Genomic DNA, 12,035 nt, shown 5'->3' with positions numbered 1-12,035 from the left:
AATACATGCTTTCGAAGTATTTTTCTCGAAGTACCCAAGAAGCATATGCTCGAAAAATTTAAATACATGCTTCCGAAGTGAGTTTTTCGATGTGAAGCACGAAGATTACGCTAAAAAACTTTCAGGAGGTCAACAACTATGAGCTTTCCATTAGTGCGACATCGTCGCTTACGTCAATCTGTGGGTATACGTAGTATGGTGCGGGAGACGGTTCTAAATGTACAGGACTTGGTACAACCTATCTTCGTAACGCACGGAACGAATATTAAGAACGAAATTTCATCCATGCCTGGCGTGTATCATTTCTCTCTTGATACGTTGAAGAGTGAAGTGGATTACATTGCGTCATTAGGGATTCCAGCTGTACTATTGTTCGGTATTCCGGCAACAAAGGATAGTATCGGATCTTCTGGATTTGCTGACGATGGTATCGTACAAGAAGCAACACGTCTAATAAAAAGTTGGTATCCAGAATTGCTGGTTATTGCGGATACATGCTTGTGTGAATTTACGGATCATGGACATTGTGGAATGGTACATACGTTTGAACATGATGGCCATATCCATGGAGATGTGCTAAATGATGAGTCTCTTGGTCTGCTTGTTAAGACCGCTGTATCTCAAGCGAAAGCGGGAGCGGATATCATCGCTCCTTCTAATATGATGGATGGATTTGTACAAGCGATACGTGAAGGTCTTGATGAAGCGGGGTTCAAAAACATCCCGATCATGTCTTATTCAGTAAAATACGCATCTGCGTTCTATGGCCCATTCCGAGAAGCAGCTGATTCGGCTCCCCAGTTCGGAGATCGTAAAACATATCAAATGGACCCTGCGAATGCAAGAGAAGCGCTCAGAGAAGCGGAGTCAGACGTGCTTGAAGGTGCTGACATGCTGATGGTGAAGCCGGCGCTAGCCTATTTGGATATCATCCGAATGATTAAGGATCAATTCGATCTCCCTCTAGTTGCTTACAACGTCAGTGGTGAGTATTCGATGGTGAAAGCTGCAGCACAACAGGGTTGGATTAATGAGAAAGCCATTGTACAGGAAATGCTTACAGGCATGAAGCGCGCGGGTGCAGACATTATCATCACATACTTCGCTAAAGACATGGCTGGTTGGTTGACTGAGAAGTAGATTTCACTATGAATGATAGGAGTGGCGAGAATGAGCAATTTGTCTGGGAATCGTAAAGAAGAGGCTTCAAGTGCCGCCTTTGAAATAGCTAAAAAGTATATTCCAGGGGGAGTTAATAGCCCTGTTCGTGCATTTAAAAGTGTAGGATTAACTCCGATTTATGTTGAGCGTGGGGAAGGTTCTCGTATTTATGATATCGATGGCAATAGTTTTCTTGATTACGTGTGTTCATGGGGGCCTTTGATTATGGGTCATGCCCATCCAGAAGTAATCTCTGCCATTCGGGAAGTTGCCTTGAAAGGGACGAGCTTTGGTGCACCAACCTTGATAGAGACCGAGATGGCGAAGACAGTATGTGAGAGAGTTCCTTCGATCGATATCGTACGGATGGTTAATTCGGGTACCGAAGCTACGATGAGCGCGATTCGCCTTGCTCGTGGTGTAACGGGTAGGAGCAAAATTTTGAAATTTGAAGGTTCTTACCACGGACACGCTGACAGTCTTCTGATCAAAGCAGGTTCTGGTGTAGCGACATTAGGATTACCTGATAGTCCTGGTGTACCGGAAGGCGTTGCGTTAAATACGATTACGGTTCCTTATAATGATCTTGAATCTGCGAAGGTAGCATTTGAGCATTTCGGTGAAGAGCTCGCATGTGTCATTGTTGAGCCGATTGCCGGTAATATGGGGGTTGTACCTCCGCTACCTGGATTTCTACAAGGGTTACGTGATCTAACGACGAAATATGGTAGCTTACTCATCTTTGATGAAGTCATGACAGGGTTCCGTGTGGACCTTGAGTGTGCACAAGGATTATTTGGAATAACGCCAGATCTAACATGCCTTGGAAAAGTAATTGGTGGGGGACTTCCAGTAGGTGCCTATGGTGGTAAACGTGAAATTATGGAACAGGTTTCTCCATCAGGACCGATCTATCAAGCAGGAACACTAAGTGGGAATCCGTTGGCTATGGCTGCTGGTTACACGACACTTAAGTTACTCACGCCGGAAGTATATAAGCAATTGGAAGAACGTGCGGCTCGGTTACAGGCTGGATTTGAACGGAATGCTAAAGAACTTGGAATTCCGGTTACAATCAATCGCGTAGGATCTATGATATGCCCATTCTTTACGGATGCACCAGTGACTAACTTTGATACTGCGAAGAGTAGCAATAGCGATATGTTCCGTCGTTATTTTGCGGCTATGATTAACAATGGTGTGAGTGTTGCTCCATCACAATTCGAGGGAATGTTCGTATCAGCAGCACATAGTGTTGAAGATATCGATTTAACGATTGAAGCGAATTATAACGCGCTTAAGGCTCTATGAGAAATCAAGTTAAATGGACGCGGCGTGGGGAATGGTTAGAACTCAATCCCGGAAAAGCTATCCTTGAAGCTGAAGACCGTGACGCGGAGACAATGATATGGTTAACCAACGCCGTTGGTATGCCTGAGAAGTTATTACGAAGACTTACACATGAGAAGAAGATTCAATGGAGTGGAGCTCGGCTACGGCTGGCTCTTTTTCCTTCTCGTCCTCTAGGTATCGATTCGATCTGGCAGGAGCTAGAGGTTCTTTATGAGGATGATTTCTGTTTAGTAGTACACAAACCAGCTGGAATGACGATTCACCCGGATGGACGCAAGGGTGAGGTTACACTCGATCATGTTGTTGCTGCGCATTTTGAAGGAATGGGTGAAGAGGTAGCGGTTAGACATATTCATAGACTTGATCAGGATACGTCTGGACCCGTACTCTATGCAAAGAATGAATGGGCTCAACTGAGGCTAGATGAAGACATGCGCTTGAAGAACATTGAGCGAAAGTATATCGCCTTTGTTGAAGGAAATGTCAGATCAAGTTTATCGGTGATTGATCTACCGATCGGCAAGGATCGACACCACGCTCAGCGCAGACGTGTTTCTCCTACAGGGCAATCTGCGATCACTCGTGTACGTGTCGAAGAGAAATTCACAGGTGCAAGTCTTGTTCATCTTGAACTGGATACGGGGCGTACGCATCAAATACGTGTCCATTTGAGTCATTTGGGTCATCCTTTGTTAGGTGATTTGTTGTATGGAGGTAGTATTGGGCTTATTAAAAGGCAAGCACTTCACGGAGAGAAATTATGTTTCACTCATCCATTTACGAGAGAGTATATAGAAATTGATGATCCGTGGCCTACTGATCTGAACGATTTACAGAATATTCTACGAACGTAAACCAAAGGATAATGGTAAAAAAGGCATGCTCTACTTTTTATAGCATATAGATAAAATGAGTTAAGAATAATGGGCTCATGCCGTGAGTGAACTCATGGTTATAATATGCCGAAAGGAGGACGTTACCTGTGTTTGACCAGTCCTACGGTTTGCGCTTTGATATTTATGAACGCGTTCAACTGTCAGAAGAAGTGGCTGGAATTGCGGAGCTTGAAGAGATTGAGCTGTTACCGTATATTCAGGTGATTAGCCAGGAAGATCAAGCTGCACTCCGAGGTCATTTGATACTAACAGGTTTGTACAGAGGTGAAGGTGAGGAGAACGCTACTGAACGGTTGGAACATTATATTCCAGTTGAAATAACCGTTCCACTTAACCGTGTAACCTCTTTGGATGAGATTGGTGTTGAAATTGAAAATTTCGATGTGGATCTATTGTCCAAGAGGAGTCTTAACATTACAGGTGTGCTATCTTTGCGGGGGATTGAATCTTTCGTAAATGATGCGGCATCCTGGAATGCGGAAGATTTCACAGTAGTTCATTCTCCGGATCTGCATTTGGATCACAGCGAGTCTTCTCGACCTTTAGTAGAAGATGTAGCTTATGGGAATGTGGTATCATCGGAGGAGCAAGTGTTAGGGATAAGCGGATCTGAAGTGTTGGTTTCTCGAGATGATCATGGCACTGAAATGGATAGTACATCGGTGCTACATACGGAGGACGAACTTGCTCGTCAGAAAGACCACTCTAATGTGTGGAATATTGGATTGAAAGATGACAAGGAACATTTTACGGTAAACGAAATCGTTGTAGAACCAATCTTGCATGATGAGAATGAACATTCCACCCTACATTCGTTAGACAATGAATTGTTGGAGGAGGATCTAACTCCTGTTGTTGAATCTCCTGAATTCGTACAGAACGAAGAGAAAGCAGAGTTGAGAATCGGTTTAGGCAGCAAAAAAGAATTGCCAGCAACTTCGCAAGATAACGTTGGCTTATCTTCAATACTGACCTCTAGTCGATTACGAACGTTAAGAGATCAGGAGCTACAAGCACATGAGGAACAGCTCATAGCGCAGGAAAACAATCAAGATCATTCTATTCGTGAAGATGTGCAGTGGAAGAGCCTTTTCCTTGGTGGTACCTCTGAGAAAACACCATTCAGTAAGGTCCGTCTGTGTATCGTACAAAAAGAAGAGACGCTTGATCTTATTGCTGACCGTTATCAATTGAGTCCTAGAGAACTGTTGTTATATAATCGTTTATCAGAGCAGACGATCGAAGAAGGACAAATTCTTTACATTCCATAACATGTATATGTATTTCTAGTTAGGATGAACCCCCGTACATTTTCTCATGTGCGGGGGTTTTGAGATGGAAGGAAGTTGACTACTAGCCATATGAACGTTATTATAACAATAGAATATTTAACAATAAACTGTGAACGGGAAGAGTAGTTGGTATGCCCTACAGAGAGCGGAATTGCAACGCTGGAAGATTCCGCAGGATGCAGACAAGCGAAAGTCGCCCTGGAGTTGCCTTTTTGAATCCATGAGGATATCCTCATGTTTAGAATATGGCCGGTAGCAGCCGTTATCTGTATGAGTGTCGTGATTTGTATGTTTATAAGCTTGGGTGGGATATACCGGCTTATTATTCAGCATACACGAAACAAAGGTGGTACCGCGAAAGTTAACCTTTCGTCCTTTGAGGGCGATAGGTTTTTTTGTGTTTTTAGATATTCTGAAGATGTAATGGAGGGTAACTTAATATGACGGATAATGAGACGAAGACAACGATTGAAATGCCAACAACGTATGACCCGAAATCTGCCGAGAATAAATGGTATAAATATTGGATAGAGGGTGAATTTTTCAAAGCAGGTCAACGACCAGAAGCAGAGCCTTATACGATTGTCATTCCGCCACCTAACGTGACAGGTATGCTTCATATAGGTCATGCTATGGATTTCACGATGCAGGATATTCTAATTCGTACGAAACGGATGCAGGGCTATGACGCTTTATGGCTTCCTGGAACCGACCACGCCGGTATCGCTACACAGACGAAAGTTGAACAGAAGTTACGTGCGCAAGGATTATCACGTTATGATTTGGGAAGAGAAAAGTTTCTGAATCAAGTGTGGGAATGGAAGGATCAGTATGCCAATACAATCCATGAACAATGGGCGAAGATGGGCTTATCTCTTGATTACTCCAAGGAACGCTTCACATTAGATGAGGGTCTTTCCAAAGCGGTTCGTGAAGTGTTCGTGAATCTTTATAAGAAGGGTCTTATTTATCGAGGTAAATATATCATTAACTGGGATCCCGTTGCACGGACGGCTCTTTCTGATATTGAAGTAGAGCATAAAGAGGTACAAGGACATCTCTATCATCTGAAATATGCCTTGAAAGATGGTAGCGGTCATATTACTGTCGCAACTACACGTCCTGAGACGATGTTAGGTGATACGGCTATTGCTGTTCATCCTAAGGATGAACGGTATAAAGATATGATTGGCAAAATGGTTCTTCTCCCGATCGTTGATCGTGAAATACCGATTATCGCTGACGAATATGTTGATCAAGAATTCGGAAGTGGTGCAGTTAAGATTACCCCTGCTCATGATCCAAATGACTTTGAAGTAGGACAACGTCATCAATTGGAGCAGATTAGTGTAATGGACGATACAGGCACAATGAATGGTTTAGCCGGTCCATATGAAGGTTTGGATCGTAGTGACTGCCGCAAGCAGATCGTTAAGGATCTACAAGAACAAGGTGTCCTAATTAATATCGAGGATCATGTTCATCAGGTTGGACATAGTGAACGAACAGGTGCTGTAGTAGAACCTTATCTCTCTACGCAATGGTTTGTTAAGATGAAGCCATTGGCAGATAAGGCCATTGAAGTACAGAAGTCAGGTAAAGGTGTCAATTTCGTACCTGACCGATTCGAGAAGACCTATTTAAATTGGATCGAGAATGTACGCGATTGGTGTATATCAAGACAACTTTGGTGGGGGCATCGCATCCCAGCTTGGTTCTGTGAATCTTGTGATGAACTTCATGTAGCCCATGAGGAAGTAACGGTATGTTCCAAATGTGGAAGTACTGAACTAAGACAGGATGAAGACGTACTTGATACGTGGTTCAGCTCAGCGCTGTGGCCGTTCTCAACGCTTGGATGGCCTGACGATACGGAAGACTTGAAACGTTACTATTCCACGAATGTGCTTGTTACTGGATATGACATCATTTACTTCTGGGTAGCGAGAATGATCTTTACCGCGCTTGAATTCACGGATGAGATTCCATTCAAAGATGTATTGATGCATGGTCTTGTGAGAGATTCGGATGGACTGAAAATGTCTAAGTCTCTCGGTAACGGAGTGGATCCATTAGAAGTTATTGAGAAATATGGCGCGGATGCGATGCGTTATATGATTTCAACAGGTAGCACACCGGGTCAAGATCTTCGTTTCCGCTGGGAACGTGTAGAACAGGCCCGTAATTTTGCCAACAAAATATGGAATGCTTCTCGATTTGCTCTCATGAATCTAGAAGGTTTCAAATTCGAAGATATCGATATCAGTGGAGATTTACAAACGTCTGACCGTTGGATTCTTCATCGATTAAACGAAACTTCACGGGATATCACGCGTCTAATAGATGCTTACGACTTTGGTGAGACAGGACGACTGTTGTACAACTTTATATGGGATGACCTTTGCGATTGGTATATTGAGATTGCTAAATTGTCCTTATACGGTGAAGACGAAGTTGCTAAGAAGAATACGAAATCAGTTCTTGCGTATGTCCTTGATCGTACCCTTCGTTTGATTCATCCATTTATGCCGTTCATTTCTGAAGAAATATGGCAGCATCTTCCTCATGAAGGGGATACAATTACACTGGCTGCATGGCCGGAGTATAACTCGTCTTTTGAGAATGTAGAATCGGTTAACGAAATGAACATGTTGATGGATATCATCCGCACGGTGCGTAATATCCGCGCTGAAGTTAATGTACCGATGAGTAAAAAAGTGGAATTAATCGTTAAAGCAGGAAGTGCAGACGTGTTCGGCATTGTGAGTCGTAATGAGAATTACGTGAAACGTTTCTGCAACACATCTAGCTTTGAAGTAGGTGTTGATATTCCAGCTCCAGAGAAATCCATGATAGCTGTTGTGAGCGGTGCTGAATTGTACTTGCCTTTGGCTGGATTAATTGATATCGCGCAAGAGATTGCACGTCTTGAAAAAGAAGTGCAAACATTAAATGATGAGGTAGATCGGGTTGAGAAGAAACTCAGCAATCAAGGGTTTGTCGCTAAGGCCCCTGCCAAAGTTATTGATGAGGAACGTGCGAAACAAGCAGATTATTCAGATAAACGCAGCAAAGTGTTGGCTAGAATCGAAGAACTCAAAGGATAACATAGCAACCATTTCATAGACCTGAAGGTGAGATAGTATGGGGGATCATATTGGAGCCGCAAGTAAGACTCCTCTTACAACTTATGAAGAAGCAGTTAATTGGATTAATGGTTTAATCCCTTTTGGGATCAGACCAGGCTTGTCTAGAATGGAAATGATGATGGAACAACTTGGGCAACCACAGCGTAGGCTCAAATTTATTCATGTAGCGGGAACGAATGGGAAAGGCTCTACTTGTGCCTTTTTAACTAAAGTCCTGTTAGAAACAGGATATTCTGTAGGAACGTTCACATCGCCATACATCACGAAATTCACCAATCGCTTTCAATATAATGGCGATGATATTCCCGAAGATACATTGCTTGATCTCACGAATCGTTTGCGTCCTGTGGTAGACAATATAGCGCTAACAGATCTTGGTTCACCGACGATGTTTGAGGTGTCCACGGCCCTTGCTATTCTGTATTATGCAGAGATTTGCGTACCTGACGTTGTGGTATGGGAGACGGGTCTTGGGGGTAGACTGGACGTAACAAATATTGTGAATCCGGTTGTTTCGGTTATTACGAATGTGGGCTTAGATCATACGGATATTCTAGGAGATACGCTACAAGAAATTGCTACGGAAAAAGCGGGAATTATTAAACATGGTGTTCCCGTTGTTAGTTGTGCGAATCAGCCTGAGGTTGTAGAGGTGCTAAGAGCAGCAGCTAAAAGAAACCATTCAACGTTATATCTAGCGGGAGAGCAATTCTCGTATGAACAGCTAAACTATGAGTCTAGTATGCAATCTTTTCATTTTAGTGGACCTTTCCGCTCGATGGATATCGAGATTGGAATGAAAGGTGAGCATCAGATCGCGAATGCTTCAGCTGCTATGATGGTGCTTGAAGTTCTTAGACAGTACATGGCATTCGTTATGGATGATGAAGAGGTCCTTCAAGGATTCCGAAGTACGGTATGGGCAGGACGACTAGAGGAAATAGGGACATTTCCAAGGATTGTACTGGATGGAGCGCATAATCCAGAGGGTGCAGAGACTCTTGTGAAGAGTCTTCCTCAGTACTATGAATATCAATCATTAAATTTGATGATGGGGATGTTGTCAAATAAGCATCATGAATCCTACTTGAAGCATATACTTCCTATAGTGGATACGCTTATTCTGACTGAACCGGATTTTCGCAAGAAAATGGACGTGAATAAGCTGTTAGAGATTGTGGAACAGCTGAAGCCTATATACGGCAAACCTAACTTGCAAATTATAGTAGAACCTGATTGGCGAATAGCGTTAGAGAAATTAAAGTTACGGACGGAAGAGGCGGATCTTGGAGTGGTATCCGGTACATTATATTTAATTGCCGACGTGCGAGGGTCTCTCTTAAATCTATCCGATTCTGAAAAAGGTTGGTGAATAACTGTTGAATACATCAGAACATGTTCATTTTATTGGTATTGGTGGCTACGGAATGAGCGCCATTGCAAGAGTCATGTTAGAAATGGGGCATACAGTCACAGGGTCTGACGTGGTGTCTCAGGAATTGACGGAAAAGTTGGCAGCTAAAGGAGCCAAAATTTATATTGGTCATACCGCAGAACAAGTACATGGTGCTGACTTGGTCGTATATTCTACGGCATTATCCAAGGATAACGTGGAACGAGTGGAAGCGGAACAGTTAAACATTCCGACGTTACACCGTTCACAAATGTTGGCTAGACTGCTTAATGAACGTAAAGGCGTAGCTGTTGCAGGTGCGCATGGTAAGACGACTACGTCATCGATGATAGCATTAGTCATGGAGAAGTGTGGCGTGGACCCTACATATATTATTGGTGGGGAAATTATGAATGTGGGAACGAACGCTAAAGCAGGTCAAGGGGAACATGTTGTTGCTGAGGCGGATGAAAGCGATGGTTCGTTCCTTCATTATCACCCATGGCTGGGTGTAGTAACCAATCTTGAAGCGGATCATCTGGAAAATTATAACGGTGATTTCGAACAGTTAAAAGGAGCATATGTTCAATTTCTGAATCAGATTCGGAAAGATGGGACTGCTGTTGTCTGTGGAGATGATCATAACATTCAGTCAATCTTGCCTCAGCTAGATTGTTCAATTGTTACCTATGGTATTAAATCAGAGGCAGATTATATGGCGAGTGACATTGTTCTTGGAGATCGCCAAGTTTCATTCATGTTGAGTCATCGTGGTGAGAAGCTTGGGACTGTAGCTTTGTCTGTTCCAGGTCTTCATAATGTGTATAATGCGATGGCAACCATTATTGTCTGTTTGACATCGGGTATTTCTTTCGATTCGATTGTACAAGGAATATCGGAGTTTAATGGTGCTAAGCGGCGATTCCAGGTTCTAGGTGAGGAGAACGGCATTCTTATCATCGACGATTATGCACATCATCCAACGGAGATTGAAGCTACGATTAGTGCAGCTAAGGCAACAGGTAAACGAATTATTGCGGTATTTCAACCACAGCGATATTCGCGTACGTTCTTTCTACTCGATGCTTTCAGCCGAGCTTTCAGTGAAGCGGATGAGGTTATTATTACGGATATCTATTCACCTGCGGGGGAGAAGCAAATTGAAGGCGTTCATTCTTCCAAATTAGTCGAGCTTATCGTACAGAACAGTAATGCTAGGGCAAGATATCTTCCGACGAAGGAAGATGTAATGCTAGATTTGAAGACAAGAGTGGCATCTGGAGATGTAGTGCTAACGATGGGAGCAGGAGATATCTGGAAAGTTGGAGCTGAATTAGCTAAAGATTTGAATAAGAAATAAGGTTAGTGTTTATATATTTCTAAAAAAACGGCAGACCAAGGAGTTGATCCTTGATCTGCCGTTTTGCTGTTTAGCGACTATTAACATTAGACATTTATATTTTTTCATATTTACAGAACCTTGCTGAACATATCTTTCTTAAATCTATCATATATCTAAATAATAGATGATGAGACAAGGTGAGGTGGTAATCGTGAATAAAGGAAGAATGACATTTCGATTTGACGTAGGTGAACGGCACTTGGAGCAGACTAAAGGTAGTTCCAAAGTGGAGAAGTCCATGGAAAGTGTAGTTGGAAGTGAGTCAATAGATGAATCTGGAGATATAAGTTACCCAAGGTTAACGGTTGTACCAGAGCCAATAGACGGATGGGGAGATCCATTTAGTAAGAATGAGGCATGGGAAGAGTTGATGACAAACCGTTATCAAAGAGTTACTCCATTAGAAGATACATTCGATGATTTTCGCGACAACGTAGGTTTAAACGAAGGAATCATAGGACCTGATGACGAGCATAATTATGCCGAGTATCGTCCTCGTCGACCTACTCCAATGTGGAAAGTAGTTGGCACCGTAACGGCAGCGGTAGTCACAGGAGCATTATTCGGCTTCGTGGTCCTTTCCTTCTTTGATGTAGGAAGTATATTTTCTACTGGTTCAGAAAAAAGCGCAGTTATTGAAAGTATACCGGTGAGTAATAATATACCCGTCGAGACCGAAGGCCAGATCGCAGCGGTTGCAGTAACGATTGAACCACAGACGTATTATATGTTGCAATATGGTGTGTTCAGCAATGCTGAACGTGTGGAGACAGCCAAGCAGGAGCTTCAGAAGATTGGTCTCGCTGCAGGAGATGACCCAGATCTGGGATATCGGGTATATGCGGGTATATCTACTGATCGTGAACAAGCTAAATTACTTAGTAATCAGCTGAAGACACAAGGTGTGGAGCTCTACGTAAGGGAGATTACGCTTCCCTCAGCCAATGAGCTTACTTTCTCGGGGGATGCTGAAAGTCTTAAATCTTACTTTGCTGTTAGTACGGATCTTATCTCTTCTTTAAGTACCCATTCGGCATCTTTGCTTGGAATGGAACGCCCGATACCTCTTAGTAATAGTGAAATGGCCGTACTAACTGAACTGCACAGAGTATGGACAGGATCGATAAAAACGTTACAAGCGGGTCTTAGTCCCGAGGTAGTTGCGATAGGGAAAAAGATGGAACAAACCATGAATAGCGCTCTATCATCCGTGACGGAGTACAATAGAAACACATCAAAAGGTCATTTGTGGGAAATACAGTCTTACATGATGGAATATATGATGGGGCAAAAAGAAATTATTAATATGATGAAAAAGAATTAAATAGATCATGTATCCGGTAGGGAAATTGGAAATACTTCCCCTATCGGATTTTTGTTTGTATTGAG

8 protein-coding genes and 1 other annotated feature are annotated in these 12,035 nt (G+C 42.9%); all 8 genes read left to right on the top strand.

Features of this window, described 5'->3' with window-relative positions; all coding sequences use genetic code 11:
- Positions 1 to 138 precede the first annotated feature (138 nt).
- Positions 139 to 1,140, top strand: coding sequence for a porphobilinogen synthase (gene hemB, locus PGLA_RS00150; RefSeq protein ID WP_068527102.1), 1,002 nt, complete (start codon positions 139 to 141; stop codon positions 1,138 to 1,140).
- Positions 1,141 to 1,170: 30 nt separating this feature from the next.
- Complete coding sequence (hemL, locus tag PGLA_RS00145; RefSeq protein ID WP_211269477.1) at positions 1,171 to 2,472, top strand: glutamate-1-semialdehyde 2,1-aminomutase; 1,302 nt, start codon at positions 1,171 to 1,173, stop codon at positions 2,470 to 2,472.
- On the top strand, positions 2,469 to 3,368 hold the full coding sequence (locus PGLA_RS00140) for an RluA family pseudouridine synthase (RefSeq protein ID WP_068527100.1): 900 nt from the start codon (positions 2,469 to 2,471) through the stop codon (positions 3,366 to 3,368). Before hemL ends, PGLA_RS00140 begins: the two co-directional genes overlap by 4 nt.
- Before the next feature lie 128 nt (positions 3,369 to 3,496).
- Positions 3,497 to 4,681 (top strand): LysM peptidoglycan-binding domain-containing protein, encoded by a 1,185-nt coding sequence (locus tag PGLA_RS28695; RefSeq protein WP_068527098.1) that lies wholly within the window; start codon positions 3,497 to 3,499, stop codon positions 4,679 to 4,681.
- A 121-nt stretch (positions 4,682 to 4,802) separates the two neighbouring features.
- Positions 4,803 to 5,082: a binding site (T-box leader), on the top strand.
- Between the two features lie 60 nt (positions 5,083 to 5,142).
- Entirely contained in the window at positions 5,143 to 7,809 is a 2,667-nt protein-coding gene (locus PGLA_RS00125; RefSeq protein ID WP_068527095.1) for a valine--tRNA ligase, read from the top strand.
- 37 nt (positions 7,810 to 7,846) lie between these two features.
- Positions 7,847 to 9,223 carry a bifunctional folylpolyglutamate synthase/dihydrofolate synthase gene (locus tag PGLA_RS00120; protein ID WP_068527093.1) on the top strand — a complete coding sequence of 459 codons (1,377 nt, stop codon included), beginning with the start codon at positions 7,847 to 7,849 and terminating at the stop codon, positions 9,221 to 9,223.
- Between the two features lie 7 nt (positions 9,224 to 9,230).
- Positions 9,231 to 10,604, top strand: coding sequence for a UDP-N-acetylmuramate--L-alanine ligase (murC, locus tag PGLA_RS00115; protein ID WP_068527091.1), 1,374 nt, complete (start codon positions 9,231 to 9,233; stop codon positions 10,602 to 10,604).
- A gap of 193 nt (positions 10,605 to 10,797) precedes the next feature.
- On the top strand, positions 10,798 to 11,970 hold the full coding sequence (locus tag PGLA_RS00110; protein WP_068527089.1) for an SPOR domain-containing protein: 1,173 nt from the start codon (positions 10,798 to 10,800) through the stop codon (positions 11,968 to 11,970).
- The last annotated feature ends 65 nt before the right edge of the window (positions 11,971 to 12,035 follow it).

Origin of the sequence: Paenibacillus glacialis, assembly GCF_001637205.1 — a bacterium.
Taxonomy (GTDB): domain Bacteria; phylum Bacillota; class Bacilli; order Paenibacillales; family Paenibacillaceae; genus Paenibacillus_AQ; species Paenibacillus_AQ glacialis.
This window is presented reverse-complemented; position numbering and strand designations above follow the sequence as displayed.

Excerpts from the sequence above, each read along its gene's own strand:
- hemB (WP_068527102.1), top strand. The coding sequence starts at position 139 with ATGAGCTTTCCATTAGTGCGACATCGTCGCTTACGTCAATCTGTGGGT.
- hemL (WP_211269477.1), top strand. The coding sequence starts at position 1,171 with ATGAGCAATTTGTCTGGGAATCGTAAAGAAGAGGCTTCAAGTGCCGCC.
- PGLA_RS00140 (WP_068527100.1), top strand. The coding sequence starts at position 2,469 with ATGAGAAATCAAGTTAAATGGACGCGGCGTGGGGAATGGTTAGAACTC.
- PGLA_RS00125 (WP_068527095.1), top strand. The coding sequence starts at position 5,143 with ATGACGGATAATGAGACGAAGACAACGATTGAAATGCCAACAACGTAT.
- PGLA_RS00120 (WP_068527093.1), top strand. The coding sequence starts at position 7,847 with ATGGGGGATCATATTGGAGCCGCAAGTAAGACTCCTCTTACAACTTAT.